General features: G+C 51.9%; 13 protein-coding genes. 11 read left to right on the top strand and 2 right to left on the bottom strand.

Annotated elements, in window-relative coordinates; translation table 11 throughout:
* The first annotated feature begins 111 nt into the window (after positions 1-111).
* The 4 genes from JQN73_RS06305 (at position 112) to JQN73_RS22430 (ending at position 6,903) form a co-directional block, all read left to right on the top strand.
* Positions 112-1,362: an MFS transporter gene (locus JQN73_RS06305; RefSeq protein WP_205323217.1), complete on the top strand. Its 1,251-nt coding sequence runs from the start codon at positions 112-114 to the stop codon at positions 1,360-1,362.
* Between the two features lie 201 nt (positions 1,363-1,563).
* Positions 1,564-2,340, top strand: a complete 777-nt coding sequence (locus JQN73_RS06300) for a fumarylacetoacetate hydrolase family protein (RefSeq protein ID WP_205322256.1) — start codon at positions 1,564-1,566, stop codon at positions 2,338-2,340.
* 120 nt (positions 2,341-2,460) lie between these two features.
* Positions 2,461-5,472, top strand: a complete 3,012-nt coding sequence (locus JQN73_RS06295) for an FAD-binding and (Fe-S)-binding domain-containing protein (protein WP_205322255.1) — start codon at positions 2,461-2,463, stop codon at positions 5,470-5,472.
* A 558-nt stretch (positions 5,473-6,030) separates the two neighbouring features.
* Positions 6,031-6,903, top strand: coding sequence for a hypothetical protein (locus JQN73_RS22430; protein WP_240162453.1), 873 nt, complete (start codon positions 6,031-6,033; stop codon positions 6,901-6,903).
* Positions 6,904-6,941: 38 nt separating this feature from the next.
* On the opposite strand, the gene JQN73_RS06285 is transcribed toward JQN73_RS22430, so the two are convergent.
* On the bottom strand, positions 6,942-7,472 hold the full coding sequence (locus JQN73_RS06285) for an isochorismatase family protein (protein WP_205322254.1): 531 nt from the start codon (positions 7,470-7,472) through the stop codon (positions 6,942-6,944).
* 213 nt (positions 7,473-7,685) lie between these two features.
* Between JQN73_RS06285 and JQN73_RS06280 the strand changes: the two genes are divergently transcribed.
* The 4 genes from JQN73_RS06280 to JQN73_RS06265 all read left to right on the top strand — a co-directional run bounded on the left by JQN73_RS06280 (position 7,686) and on the right by JQN73_RS06265 (position 11,221).
* Entirely contained in the window at positions 7,686-8,357 is a 672-nt protein-coding gene (locus JQN73_RS06280) for a glutathione S-transferase (protein WP_205322253.1), read from the top strand.
* 151 nt (positions 8,358-8,508) lie between these two features.
* Entirely contained in the window at positions 8,509-9,207 is a 699-nt protein-coding gene (locus tag JQN73_RS06275; protein ID WP_205322252.1) for an aspartate/glutamate racemase family protein, read from the top strand.
* A gap of 250 nt (positions 9,208-9,457) precedes the next feature.
* Complete coding sequence (locus tag JQN73_RS06270) at positions 9,458-10,951, top strand: AMP nucleosidase (protein WP_205322251.1); 1,494 nt, start codon at positions 9,458-9,460, stop codon at positions 10,949-10,951.
* Between the two features lie 63 nt (positions 10,952-11,014).
* Positions 11,015-11,221, top strand: coding sequence for a DUF1653 domain-containing protein (locus tag JQN73_RS06265; RefSeq protein WP_205322250.1), 207 nt, complete (start codon positions 11,015-11,017; stop codon positions 11,219-11,221).
* 81 nt (positions 11,222-11,302) lie between these two features.
* On the opposite strand, the gene JQN73_RS06260 is transcribed toward JQN73_RS06265, so the two are convergent.
* Positions 11,303-12,532, bottom strand: a complete 1,230-nt coding sequence (locus JQN73_RS06260; protein ID WP_240162452.1) for a YbfB/YjiJ family MFS transporter — start codon at positions 12,530-12,532, stop codon at positions 11,303-11,305.
* Positions 12,533-12,989: 457 nt separating this feature from the next.
* On the opposite strand from JQN73_RS06260, the gene JQN73_RS06255 reads away from it, so the two are divergent.
* The 3 genes from JQN73_RS06255 to JQN73_RS06245 all read left to right on the top strand — a co-directional run bounded on the left by JQN73_RS06255 (position 12,990) and on the right by JQN73_RS06245 (position 14,555).
* Complete coding sequence (locus JQN73_RS06255) at positions 12,990-13,202, top strand: VF530 family DNA-binding protein (protein ID WP_205322249.1); 213 nt, start codon at positions 12,990-12,992, stop codon at positions 13,200-13,202.
* A 158-nt stretch (positions 13,203-13,360) separates the two neighbouring features.
* Positions 13,361-13,732, top strand: a complete 372-nt coding sequence (locus JQN73_RS06250; RefSeq protein ID WP_205322248.1) for a glutaredoxin — start codon at positions 13,361-13,363, stop codon at positions 13,730-13,732.
* A gap of 124 nt (positions 13,733-13,856) precedes the next feature.
* Entirely contained in the window at positions 13,857-14,555 is a 699-nt protein-coding gene (locus JQN73_RS06245; RefSeq protein WP_205322247.1) for a transposase, read from the top strand.
* Positions 14,556-14,810 lie beyond the last annotated feature (255 nt).

The raw sequence follows: 14,810 nt of genomic DNA, 5'->3' as shown, positions 1-14,810 counted from the left end.
CGAGATGACGTGGGGCAAACGGGAAGAAGTAAATAGTTCGCTTAAGACCAATATCTATTGGAGACAACCTTGAAACACCTACGTTTTCGTGCGACCACCGTCGTGCTTCTCATGCTTTGCCTGATGTACTTCATTACCTATCTTGACCGCGTGAATGTGAGCACTGCAGCGGCAGGATTCGGGAAAGAATTCAATCTTTCAAAAACCGAGATCGGTCTGGTTTTTTCTGCCTTTGCCTATCCTTATCTGGTATTTCAAATCATTGGCGGTTGGGTCAGCGATAAATTCGGAGCCAAGCGCACGCTCATTTATTGCGGCATTTTGTGGGCGATTGCGACGATACTTACCGGTTTTGCTGGCGGCCTCACCTCGCTGCTGCTAGCGCGTCTTTTGCTGGGATTGGGCGAAGGGGCTACCTTTCCCGCGGCGACATCAGCGATGGCACGCTGGATTCCGAAAGAGCGGCGCGGTTTTGCCCAGGGTATTACGCACGCATTCGCCCGGATTGGTAACGCAGCAGCCCCCGCCGCGATCGTATTTGTCATGGTGCAATACGGCTGGAGAGAGTCGTTTTATATTTGTGGCGCACTAAGCCTGGTCTGGGTCGTCGTGTGGGCTTTTGTCTTCACTGAAGATCCCGCGAAACACGCCCGCATCACCGCCGAAGAACTGGCCGCCATGCCTGCGCCCAAAACAGGTAACACCAAAACGCCGTGGGGACCGCTTTTCAAAAGAATGTTACCGGTCACAATTGTCTATTTTTGTTATGGCTGGACATTGTGGCTGTTCCTCAGCTGGATTCCGCAGTATTTTTTGCACAGCTATCACCTTGACATGAAGAAGTCAGCGATATTTGCATCAAGCGTCTTTTTCGCCGGGGTTATCGGCGATACGCTGGGCGGCATAGTCAGTGATAAGTTACTCATTCGCACTGGCAACCTGAAGATCGCCAGGAGTTACATGGTGTCTGTGTGCATGTTATTGACGTTGTTGTCGCTGCTGCCCATCATTTTTACGCATAATCTTTACGTCTCCATCGTCTGTCTCAGCGCGGGTTTCTTTTTTGCCGAAATGACCATCGGGCCGATGTGGGCCATTCCAATGGATATCGCTCCTGAATCGGCTGGCACGGCCAGCGGGATGATGAACACAGGTTCAGCATTAGCCGCCATCATTTCGCCGGTATTGTCGGGTTATCTGATTGATCGCTTTGGTAGCTGGGAATTGCCATTCGTTGGCAGCATGATCCTGATGGCGTTCGGTGTTGTGTTGGCGTTTCGCATGCAGCCGGATGCCAAATTTACGGGCGGCGATGGGATCGCACCCTCCATGGGCTCTAAAGGAACTAAATTACGTGTGTAATTACCGGTGGAATTAACGCCTGTAATGCGATTCGGTGAATTTAAGATGCGGATTCTTGGCGATATGTCGACAATAAGTCCACGATCGCGCCGCAATCAGGCGACAATATAGGCCGCCCTTGGGGCAGATGGCTCAGTAAGCAATTGACCCGTTGAGGTTGACCTGCACAGCGCCATTCAAACCGGAAACCGAGAGAATTTTATGACTGCATCATCTTTGACCAATTTGGCTAATTTGACTGCGTTGGCCGATATGCTAAGTGTTGCCTATAAAGGTAATACAACAACCTCGGTGCCAGCGACGCTGGAGCCGGAGAACAGTGATATTGCCTACGACGTTCAGCAGCGGTTTTTGAAGAACTGCAATTTCACCACCGGTGGCTGGAAAATCGGTGCGAAGTCTGAGACCGGACCGATTCAGGGCGCACCTCTGCCGCTACCGCGAGTCCATGTAACGTCTGTTTCGATTGAGCGTAGTGCCTACCCGGTATTAGGTCTCGAACTGGAAATTTTCTTCACGTTCAATAAAGATTTCTTGCCGCGATCCGGTCCGATTTCAGAGCAAGAAGTGGCCGAAAGTATTGCCAGCTTCGGCGCTGCGATTGAGCTGGTATCGAGTCGAGTGGAGGGTTGGCGCGAGGCGCCCAAGCTAATTCAGCTTGCGGACCTGCAAAATCATGGTGCGTTAGTAATTGGCAAGATGGTCCCGTATCGCAGCGATTTCAACTATTTGGAACCGCAGGTAGATCTGCGTATTAACGGTGGTCCGATATTCAATGGCATCGGCCGCAATCCTGCCGGCGACCCGCGGCGATTGTTATGTTGGCTGGTCAACCATTGCAGTCAGAAAAGACTGACGCTGCTGGCAGGGACCGTTGTCACCACAGGATCGTATACCGGCGTCGATTTTCCCACACATGGCGGTACTGTCCTTGGTGAAATTACCGGACTACCCGCGGTCAATTTCGAACTGACTTAAGTGGCCATATAAGCGACCATATAAGCGGCCACTTAAGCGGTCTTCAGTGAACATCCATCACGTCGCTTTGCGTTTGCTTTTGCTTTTGCGTTTTTTCTCTATCCACCACGGGGTGCAGTTATGTTGGTTAAGCCTATTTTTCTTGCTCCGCCCGGTGGCGGCAACAGTTCAGCTATTGCGAGTCTCTTAAAGCGTGAAATGCGCGGCGATGTTTTGTTTGGGAAAGCCGACCGCGGCAGATACGCCACGGACGCATCGATTTATCAGATGATGCCGCTCGGGGTCGTGGTGCCGCGCGACCAGAATGATCTCCTTTTGGCGTTGGATATTGCACGTAGTCATGGGACGCCGATCCTGGCGCGTGGTGCTGGCACTAGCCAATGCGGGCAAACCGTGGGCGAAGCACTGGTTATTGATAACAGCAAATGGCTCAATAACGTGATCGATTTCGATCTGGAAGCGCGCACCGTGACGGTTGAGCCGGGTATTGTTCTCGATCACCTGAACGCCTGGTTGAAACCGCACGGTCTCTGGTTTCCGGTCGATGTCTCGACTGCTGCGCAATGCACGTTGGGCGGAATGGCCGGAAATAATTCCTGTGGTTCGCGCTCGATTGAATACGGCAACATGGTGCATAACGTGCTGGCAATCGATGCGGTACTCGCTGACGGCGTGCAAGGTCGCTTTGGACGCCTCGATCAGATGGCAGATAGCGGTCGTTTGCATGAGATCGTGCAGGGGCTACAGCGGATTGCTTTGCGCGAGCGAGACGAAATTATTGAGCGGACTCCAAAAGTCTTGCGGCGGGTCGCCGGCTATAACATCGACATCTTCGATTGCCAGAATCCGCGTGCTTACACGGACGACGGAATGGCCAACCTGGCGCAGATATTGGTGGGGTCGGAAGGTACGCTGGCCTATACCCGCCAGATGACATTGGCTTTGCTACCGATACCGGAGCACAAAGTGCTGGGCGTGGTGAATTTTCCGACCTTTTATCAAGCGATGGATATGGCGCAGCACATCGTCAAACTCGGTCCAACCGCAGTAGAACTGGTGGATCGTACAATGATCGAACTGGCGATCAGCAATCCCGCCTTCCGGCCGGTGATAGAAAAAGCGTTGATCGGCAAGCCTGCTGCCATTCTGCTGGTCGAGTTTTCGGGTGAAAATCTGGATGAACAGCGAAAAAAACTGGCCGCGCTGACGGAGCTGATGAGCGATCTGCATTTACCCGATTCGGTTGTGCAGATGTCTCAGGCGGGTGAACAAAAGGCATTATGGGAAGTCCGTAAAGCCGGGTTAAATATTATGATGAGCATGAAGGGCGATGGTAAGCCGGTCTCCTTCATTGAAGACTGCGCGGTGCCGCTCGAACATCTGGCCGAGTACACCAGTCAACTCACCGAGGTTTTTCATCGGTATGGCACCGAAGGCACCTGGTACGCGCATGCCAGTGTCGGCACGTTGCACGTACGTCCGATTCTGGATATGCGCCGGGAAGGTGCCAAGGACATGCGCGAAATTGCTGAAGCCGCTGCTGTTTTGGTCAGGAAATATAAAGGCGCTTATTCCGGTGAGCATGGCGATGGGTTGTGTCGCGGGGAGTGGGTGGCCTGGCAATACGGCCCGAGAATAAACGCCGCATTTTCTGAAATAAAGGATTTGTTCGATCCGGAAAATCGCTTTAATCCAGACAAAATCGTTCGTCCGCCAAAGATGGACGAACGCAGCAATTTTCGTTATGCGCCCGGTTATCGTGAATTGTCTCTGGTTCCCGCGCTCGACTGGTCGCCATGGAACGTTATCCGCGATCCGTTAACCGGGGAGGAGAGCGCACCCGGCAGCGGCGACGACCGCACCGGCGGGCTGGCCAAGGTCGTGGAGATGTGTAATAACAATGGCCATTGTCGGAAATTCGACGCAGGAACCATGTGCCCGAGCTACCGGATTACCAAGGATGAAAAGCACGTTACCCGTGGCCGGGCGAACACGTTGCGTCTGGCAATGTCTGGACAACTGGGTCAGGATGGCCTTGCCAGCGAGGAAGTGAAAGACGTATTAGACCTGTGCGTCTCCTGCAAGGGATGTAAGCGCGATTGTCCTACCGGCGTCGACATGGCGAAGATCAAAATAGAGGCCCGCGCTGCATGGCGTAACAAGCACGGCTTAAAGCTGCGTGACCGGCTGATCGCCTTTATGCCGAGATATGCCCCTTATATGGGAACAGTCGGCGCCGCGCTGGCGCTGGCAGAGCGGATTCCCCTGGTTTCCGGATGGATAAAAAGTTCGCTGGGGTTGGCACCGCAACGGGCCTTTCCGCGCTTCCGAAAGTCGTTTTTGGCGGGCAAAAGATCTCTTGCTCAAAATGTGAACCCAATCAGGGAAGTTCTCCTGTTTGTCGATACATTTAATAACTATATGGAGTCGGAGAACGCTGTCGCCGCGCAACAGGTGCTGGAAGCTGCCGGCTATACGGTGCATTTTAATGTTAGCCCCGGTCAGCGGCCCTTATGTTGTGGCCGGACTTATCTGTCTGCAGGACTAGTGGAGGAGGCCAAGGCCGAAGCCCGTCGCAGTCTGGATGCGTTGATGCCGTTTGTGAATCGGGGCGTGCCCGTGGTCGGTCTGGAGCCTTCTTGTTTATTGACGCTGCGAGACGAATTTCTGAGTTATGGGTACGGCGAAGAAGCCGAGAAGTTATCGCGTGCAGCGTATTTGCTCGAAGAATTTTTGGTAAAGGAAAAGAAAGCCGGACGCTTGACGCTCGATCTCAAACCACTACCTGCGAATAAAGTTTTGCTGCACGGCCATTGCCATCAAAAGGCGTTCGATGCTTTTAGTCCGGTGCAGGCAGTATTGGGCTGGATTCCTGAGATACAAATGTCGGTGGTCGAGTCGTCTTGTTGCGGTATGGCTGGCAGCTTTGGATACGAAGCGGAGCACTACGACGCATCGCTGGCGATGGCGGAATTGGCGTTACTCCCTGCGGTGCGCAAGGCTGGTAAGGATGCAATCATTGTTGCGGACGGCACCAGCTGCCGCCATCAGATTCACGACGGAACAGAAAGTAAAGCGTTGCATGTGGCGAGAGTGCTCGCCATGTCGCTGGCAGGGCAGTCGGCGAATTGATCCGGGCTGGAAGCAACTTGCATCCGGGTTGCTTCCCATTTACTATCGTTCATCATCCTCCGAGTTTCATAACGTTCATTTAGGGCGGATTGTCGTCTCGCGACCTTTTTAATTTCCAGCGTTTAAGCAAAGCGTAGGTAAGTTCGACCCAGATTGCCCCATCCCATCAGCAGCGTATACTGACGGGCGTGTTCAGGGCTAGTCCATGCTTGCTTCAAAGCATGGTTTAAAGGTGCTGGAATAGCAGGTCTGAAGAAATCAAAAATAGTTAATCGCTGTATAAGTATCGATTGTGACAATTTGATACAAACTTATTTGGATACCAATCCCTCGATCGAATTTTTTCCTGACTTTCCTCTGCTACTATCATGTCCGCGCGATCCTGATTTCCTGCCTTTTTTCTTCCGATCTGGCCACGCATCAGAAAACTACACCATGTTTCACAATTTATCGTGAACAAATTAGGTGAATTGTTTAAAATCCGGTTTTCGGATTGTTTTAATCATGTCATATAACATTCGTTAAGTTCCAGTACGGGATTTGGCCACCTTTGGTAAAATGAGTAAAAAAACAACGCAACCTATCAATCCGCTTAAGGTACGTGCACGGCGCAGGACAGTGATTGGTATTGCCTTGTCGGTTTTACTTCATGTGGGCCTATTCACGCTAGCATGGTTCCAGATTGACGATGTGGTGCCGCCGTTAAAACCGGATGCAGCACCCTTGGTTGTTTCTCTTATTAAAAGTAAGCAGGACACACCTGCCCGCGTGGTCTCGTTGCCGCAGCCCAAGGTATTACCGCATCCGCCCGCAAAGCCGGTGGTTCGACCTAAAACACCCCCCAAAGTTGCGGCTCGTCCGGTACGCAAACCAACGCGCCCGACGCAGACTGCACGGATTTCGCCTGCGCCCTCACCAATACAGGCAACGCCGAACGATTCAATTAAACCAGCGCCACCGGAAATGGACATGAGCACGATGCTTAACGCCGCCCGTGACCGTCGTCGCGCTGAAGCAGAAGCAGAGGGGCGCCCTGATCCCGATCCAGGAGCGCCAATAGCAAGTAACGCACCAGCCGATAATTCTGTCGCTAAAGCCAATATACAATTTTTGGCACGCCAGGGCGAAGGCGGCGGTGGGATTTTCCAGATTATTAGTAAAGGTCCGCGGGTAGCGCAATACGTGTTCCGTGGGTGGGGCGCCACCGCCCGGGAAAGTCGCCGCCAGACGATCGAGGTCGACGCAGGCCTGAATGGCGATATTAATGTCGCGATTATAAAAAGCATGATCGCGCTCATTCGCAAGCGCTATCCTGGCGACTTTCAATGGGACTCGCAACGCTTGGGTCGGGTGATCACGCTTTCGGCGCGAGAAACCGACGCTCAGGCGCTTCAGGAGTTCCTGATGCTGGAATTCTTTGGTCGACGTTAAGGCGACATTTCACCACGGTATGTAATGACGTGATGAAGCTACTTGATTAACTGCAAGATCTGGCGAAAAGCCGGATGCTCGCTGTTACGGACCCATTCGAAGGCGACCATTTCAACGGTGACAAGCTGTGCTCCCGCCTGCTGAAGTCGCGTTAGCGCGGCGTCGCGGTCACTTTCACGGCGCGAACCGACTGCGTCAACCACTACCCGCACCACAAATCCATGGGCTAAAAGCCCGTGTGCAGTTTGCAACATGCAAACATGCGCCTCGCAACCTGCGATGATAATCTGCCGCCGTGGGCGTGGCAAAACACCCAGCAATCCATCAGCGCAAGCATTGAAATGCACCTTGTTGACGGTTGTCTGACACAATTGCTTGATGGCATCTTCATTCCCGCCCAGCTTGGCGGGATTTTGTTCTGTTCCAATAATGGGAACGTTGAGTAGTTGTGCTATCCGCCCCAGTCGCACCGCTTGCGCTACGACGCTTTCCCCTTGATGGATCGCGGGCATCAACCGCGACTGGAAATCCACTAAAAGCAAAGTTGATTTTTCAACGTCGATCAACATGGTGTTCTCCTTTTTTTATTTTCTGGTTTGTCATTGTCGAACCGGTGGCGCGACCACACCGATTTTTATTATAGAACTTACGCGCGCCAGCGAGCGAAGTTTTGCAGCGTGTATGCGGCGAGAAGTGCATCTTAAACAGTCATTCCAATGGCATAATCAGCAGATCGATTCACCAGGCGACGCCTTGTCGCAACTTCACAGGAACTCCCGGCCATGATTACTGTGCATCATTTGAATAATTCACGTTCACAGCGGGTGCTTTGGTTGCTTGAGGAACTTGCCCTGGAATATGAAGTAAAACGCTATCAGCGCGATCCTAAAACGATGTTGGCTCCTGCATCGCTGCGCGCCATACATCCCTTGGGGAAGTCGCCGGTGATAACGGATGGCGATAGCACGGTCGCCGAATCGGGTGCGATCATTGAGTACCTGATACAAAAATACGGTGATGGACGGCTGATGCCGCCAATCGGCAGTAAAGACCATCAGCGTTACACCTATTGGCTGCACTATGCAGAAGGTTCTGCCATGCCGCCGTTGCTAATGAAGTTGATTTTCGGTCGCCTTCCGCAGCCGCCAATGCCAGCGTTCCTGCGGCCCTTCGCCCGCTTGATAGCCGGCGGCGTGCAAAAAAGTTATATCGATCCGCAACTCGTCACGCATTTAAATTTCATGGAAGCTGAGTTAGGGAAAAGCACGTGGTTTGCTGGTGAACATTTCAGTGCAGCCGACATACAAATGAGCTTTCCTCTGGAAGCCGCGCACATGCGCGCTGGCTTGAATAATACGCGCCCGCACCTGATGGCTTATCTGCAGCGGATTCATGCCCGGCCAGCTTATTTGCGGGCAATCGAAAGAGGCGGTCAATACGACTTTATGCAATAGCTGTTTCTACTCAGAGCGTCCATCCCTCAGCATTAATGTGTACCGGCGTGTATCGAGGTATTTTGGGGGTATTTTGGCTTGAACCGGTGTGCACCGGCTTGCATCGGAACAGTAATGCCGGAACAACGTCTTTTGGACTTCAGGAGTTGTATTGAAAACCATCGGTCTTATCGGCGGCATGAGTTGGGAATCGACCGTGCCGTATTATCGTCAGATTAACGAGACCGTCAAAGCGCGTCTGGGCGGTCTGCACTCAGCCAGGATCATTTTATATAGTATCGATTTTCACGACATCGAGCGACTGCAGCACGCTGGCGACTGGGAGGCGGCCGGAACAATGCTCGCTGGTGCGGCGCGTTCGCTTGAATTGGCGGGCGCGGATTTTTTGGTTCTGTGCACAAACACGATGCATAAGATTAGCCCGGCTATTGAGGCAGCGGTCGATATTCCGTTGTTTCATATTGCTGATCCAACCGCCAGCGAGATTAAACAGGCGGGGTTTTCGACGGTCGGCTTGCTCGGTACGCGCTTCACCATGGAGCAGGATTTTTACCGCGAACGACTGCGTGAACAGCATGGGCTTAAAGTATTGATACCGAAGCCTGAAGACCGCGAGATCATCCATCGGATTATCTATGAAGAACTTTGTCTGGGGCAGATCAATGCCCACTCACGTGCCGAGTATCGCAGAGTCATGGCCGCGTTAGTGGCGCAGGGAGCGCAAGCAATTATTCTCGGCTGTACCGAGATATCGCTACTGGTCGGTTCAGATGATGCACAAGTGCCACTGTTTGATACTGCTGGCATTCATGCACGAAAGGCAGCCGAATGGGCTCTTTCGTTGACTTGATAGGGTGATCTCAGGCGACCTATTGCACAGCACATTTTTAAGCTTTTTTTCATCCGCAGTGCATAGCTGGATTAGACATTTGACTATTCCTCTCAATTTATTCGCTTTTAAGCGCACCGGTGCTGTCAGATTAACCGCAATCCCAGTAGAATAAAAGACAGGTGGATCGAATCTGCTTCGTTCGGTCACGCCAGTGTCCAGGCAATTTTTTTTTGACCTGTCCGAGTACTCAGATACACAGGGAGAAGCCATGTTCAAAACTGAAAAGTTTACCGACCCACAAGCCGCAGTTGAACGCGTGTGCGCGATCTATGAACAAAACACCGCCTTGTTGCGAGATGCTTTCAAGCGTTTTTCCGGTGGTGAAGTGTTGCCGGGGCGCGTACGCGCCTGCTATCCATTTGTACGCATTACGACCGAAATCAATACGCGCGCGGACACCCGCCAGTCATTTGGTTTTGTGGCCGGACCCGGGGTTTATCAGACCACGTTGACCCGCCCGATGCTCTATACAAATTATCTGATCAGTCAGTTCAAACTGTTGCGTGATAATCACGACGTGCCTCTGGAAATTGGCGTCAGTGAGTTGCCTATCCCTGTACATTTTGCGTTCTCTGAAGGCATCCATGTCGAGGGCAATCTGGACCCGGAACATCTGCGCCATCTTCCCGACGTATTCGATTTGCCCGATCTGGCAACGATGGATGATCGTATCGTCAATGGCACCTATCAACCGCAAGCGGGCGAGCCGCATCCGCTGGCGCTGTTCAATGCGCCGCGTATCGACTATTCATTGCATCGATTAAAGCATTACACCGCCACCTCGCCGGATCGCTTTCAACGTTACGTGTTGTTTACCAACTACGCTTTTTATGTCGATGAATTTATTCGCATGGGACGCGAGCTGATGCAAGTGACCAGCGATCCTGAGGCCCGTGCCTACCGCCAGCAATACACCGCGTTTGTCGAGCCGGGTGATCTGACGACGTGGAACGCCAATCTGGACGACTTGCCTTCGGATCGGACGATTACGGGCATCGCACCTGCGCGCCAGCCGCAAATGCCAGCGTACCATTTACAACGCGCTGATGGCACCGGGATTACGTTAATCAATATCGGTGTCGGGCCGTCCAATGCCAAGACCATTACCGACCACGTCGCGGTATTGCGACCACATGGCTGGATTATGTTGGGACATTGTGCAGGATTGGCGGCATCGCAGCGCATGGGTGATTATGTATTGGCACATGCGTATGTGCGGGACGATCATGTCCTTGATGACGACTTGCCGCTGTGGGTGCCGATTCCAGCGCTGGCCGAAGTCCAGCTAGCTTTACAAGACGCCGTGGCGCATATCACGCAACTGGAAGGCTACGAGCTTAAGCGCATCATGCGGACCGGTACCGTGGCATCGGTGGATGATCGTAACTGGGAACTGCGCGATCACAGAGTGCCACTGTTGCGCTTTAACCAAAGCCGCAGCATCGCCCTGGATATGGAAAGCGCCACCGTCGCGGCGAATGGCTTTCGTTTTCGGGTACCGTATGGAACCTTGTTATGTGTCTCCGATAAACCCTTGCACGGCGAAATAAAATTGCCGGGGATGGCAAATCGGTTCTATGAACAACGGGTCAATCAGCATCTGAAAATTGGTATTAAAGCGTTGGAATTATTGCGCAATCAAGGTGTTGAGCAACTGCATAGCCGTAAGCTGCGTAGCTTTAGTGAGCCGGCATTCCGTTGATAATCTTCGCTTTAAAGCACACCTGAATGTTGAATTGAAGCCTAACATGTGTGAAGGAACGCAATGCAGTATCGGCACTTTAAAGGCGGTATTTACGACTTCGTTTGTGAGGCTACGCTAGAGTCTGATCCGTCGATCACAATGATCGTTTATCGCGCGGCGAATGGTTCGATCTGGACTCGACCGCGGTCGGTTTTTTTTGAAGAAGTTGAACGCGACGGGAAAATTACGCAACGATTTGTCCTGATAGAAAATGAAAATCAGGGATAGAAAATAGCGACGCTGGTCGCCTTGGTAATCCTGGAGATGAAACAAAAAATCCTGGCAGATGGTTTTGCCAGGATTTTTATTTTAAGCGACGGCGTTGAATTGCATCCTCCGGCTCTTTCTGACCATCAATCCAAACAAGAATGCACCGGCGAGCAACGACAAGGCCGCGACGCTAAGCGATGCCGTGAACGACCCGGTGCGCTTCACCAGATAGGTGGCAAGAGGAGGCCCGATAATTTGTCCTAACGCGTACACGGCGGTCAGCCATCCCATAAGGCTACGCGCGTGATCACCATACAGACGGCGCGCTTCGCGCATCGCAAATAAGGTGATGGCGGTAAATGGCAGCCCAAGCAACAGGCAACCCAGCGCAAAACCGGATGCTGTTGGTAATACGGTTCCCATCATCACACCGATCGCTTGCAGCACGTAACAAATCGCGAGTAACAAGCGGTTGTCGTAACGCTCAGGAATGCGTGTGGCCAACAGCGCACCGAACGCAACGCCGATCCCGAACAGTGGCCAGAGCAAATCGGGCCAATGTGTACCGGGCAACGCTTGCCGGGCAATCACTGGCAGAAAGGTAGCGGTGATAATGTAACCAAATCCACCGACCCCGTAGATCAGTACTAATTCAATGGCCTGGCGCCTGACCTGAAGCGGTTCTGCCTGATGGCTAATTTCAGCGAATGGCGCTGATGTGTTGGCGGACCCGGAAAAAGTGCGCCAGACGCTAGCGCTAAGTAACAGCGCAAGCAGACTAAAAAGTAGCCAGCCCTGTGCTGCTGACCAATTGTGCGCGACCATTGTACTGGCAGGTAAGCCGGTAATCAAAATGCCGATACCGGGGCCGCAGTAAATGACGCCACCCAAGGCCGGCGCGCGCAGTTGTGATAAGCGCTGCAAACACCAGCCGGATGCGAACACAAATACGAGCGAACTGGTGATGCCGGATAGCGTCCGCAATAGAATCAGCAGGCGTAGATCGGGTGCGTTTGACAGGCCCATGCCGAGCGTTAGCAGCACGGTGGCGATTAGTCCGACGCGTATAAAATGGGTCGGGCTGCCACGCAATATCACGCAGAGCATTGCCCCGATAAAATAGCCGACATAGTTCGCGGTTGCCAGCCAGCCGCCGGAAGTCAGGTTAACCACGCCATCGTTCAACATAATCGGGAGCAACGGGGTGAAAGCAAAACGCCCGATTCCCATGGCGACAGCTAACGCCAGCGCACCACATACGGCGACCCGCCATGCCTCTTTACGCATTTCCGCCGGTGAAAGTCCTGCGGTGAATGTAGCAGTGGTCATTATTTGGCGCCCCGGTACCGCATTGCCATGCTTGTTACGCGAATGCCCCGAATGTCCAAATAATCAGTGTTGATTTCAGCAACGACAACTTCGGTGGTTCGCAGGGCTTTTCTCAGATGTTCGACCAGCAATTGGGGGGGGCCTGCAATCACGGCGGCTGTTTGGCCAACGGTGGTGGCCTCTTGGGTCATGTTGTGATTCACGTAAGGTAGAGTGATTTCGTAAAATGTAAGTTGGGTGCGGCAGAAGCGTATATTCAGGTTCATATTACATTGACAAAAGCATTCCTAAAATTGAATAATTGTGCGGCGGATCAGGTTAAGCCTTTAATTCGAACATTCTTTCGAAGTCGCTTTTGATGTGGCGTTCGGAAGTATCTAAGCACGCCGTTAAGCACGGCGTTTTTGCTGTTAGTACACCGCGGCGTGCTATTCCTACAGTTCTACCAAAAGCCACTATGTCTCAAGAAAACGCTCAAAATCCACTGCACGGTATTACCCTCGAAAACCTATTGATCGCTTTGGTGGATCACTATGGATGGGAAAAATTAGGACAGCTAATTGATATCCGCTGCTTTCAGAGCGACCCAAGTATCAAATCCAGTCTGAAATTTCTCAGAAAAACCCCTTGGGCGCGGGAGAAGGTCGAAGCCCTCTTCATCAAATTATAGTCTTAACTCCCATTCGGCAGGCGGTGCGGCCGAGTTCATACTTTGACTTTTTTACAAATAACAACAGAATTGCCAATGCCGTCGCACAACTTATTACGCCATATTTTCCGTTTCTATGTGCTTTTTTTAGAATGATTTCACACCTCAAGGAGTTATAAATGGGCCGAAGTATTCTAGGTGAATCGGACATTCATCCCGCTATTCGCGACAAAATATCTAGCGAGAATGCCGATATCGTGCGCGAAGTCCAGGCAGCGTTAGCAGCGCATTCTGTGGTCGTGGTCGGCATGGCCCAGAACCCCTTTCCGCGCAAGGCACGTAAAGCACTCGATGCGCTGGGTACGCCTTACGAATATCTGGAGTATGGCAGTTACCTAAGTGGCTGGCGTCGTCGTAACGCTCTTAAAATGTGGACCGGATGGGGCACTTTACCGATGGTTTTCGTACGCGGCACGTTGATCGGTGGGGCTAACGAACTTAAGCAATTAATCAATAGCGGTGAATTTAAACGATTGCTTTCTGCTAATTAGATTTCTGGATGGGAGGAGCGCAAAAGGCGCGAAAACATGTACCTGCGAGAGCCATATAATTAATTGGGGTCAGAGTCGATAATTCGGATAAAATTAACGTCTTTAACCCGAAATCCTGTCTTATATGGCTCGCCTCGCTCGTCTGGTCGTTCCTAATTCCCCCCATTATCTGATCCAGCGCGGCATCGATCAGCAATTGATCTTCCGCGATAATCACGATTATTTAACTTTTTATAACTGGTTGCGAACTGCCGCACGGCAGTTCAAGGTGGCGATTCATGCTTACCTTTTAATGGGCAATCAGATCCAGTTGCTCGCCACGCCCTCCGATGCAGAAGGATTGGCGCGCATGATGCAATGGGTAGGACGCTACTATGTCCCTTACTTTAATCAGAAATATGTGCGTGTTGGTACGCTTTGGCAGGGGCGTTATAAAGCCGCGGTAATCGATCCCGAGCAATACTTGATGAAGTGCAGTCTGGCAATTGATTGCTACCCGGTACATGACGGTCTGGTGGAGACTTTGGGCGAGTTTCCCTGGTCCAGCTATTTACATCACGTCGGCATCAAGCCGGATCCGTTGATTTCGGACCACCCTCTTTACTGGGCCTTAGGAAATACCCCATTTGATCGTGAGGCGACCTATAAAGAACTGGCGCAGCAAGCGCTCACTATTCCGTGGGATGACGGCTTGATCAAGGCAGTAGGCAAAGGCTGGGTGCTCGGATCCGAAGCTTTCAAATTCCGGTTGGAACAACAATGCAATCAGCGTGTGCGGCCGGCAAGGCGAGGACGCCCGTTTAAAATAGCGCCGATTGTGTAAGTTTTTAAAGCGGTAGTACCGCGCTATTCATGCTTGTGTTACCCATGCCGTTGGACGATCTTGCGCTATAGCGAACGATAAGTTCAAATTCCGCCCGATATTCACTCTGTCCCTAATTTAATATTTCAAAAAATTAAGTTTATTTAATCTTACTCTGACCCTAATTGTTCTAGTTGTACTCTGTTCTGCTCTGTTCTATTCTTATACCCTTACTGATAGAGTGGTGGAGCATGTAATGCAAACGAGTCAATTGGG

This window comes from Glaciimonas sp. PAMC28666, from assembly GCF_016917355.1.
GTDB lineage: Bacteria > Pseudomonadota > Gammaproteobacteria > Burkholderiales > Burkholderiaceae_D > Glaciimonas.
This window is presented reverse-complemented; position numbering and strand designations above follow the sequence as displayed.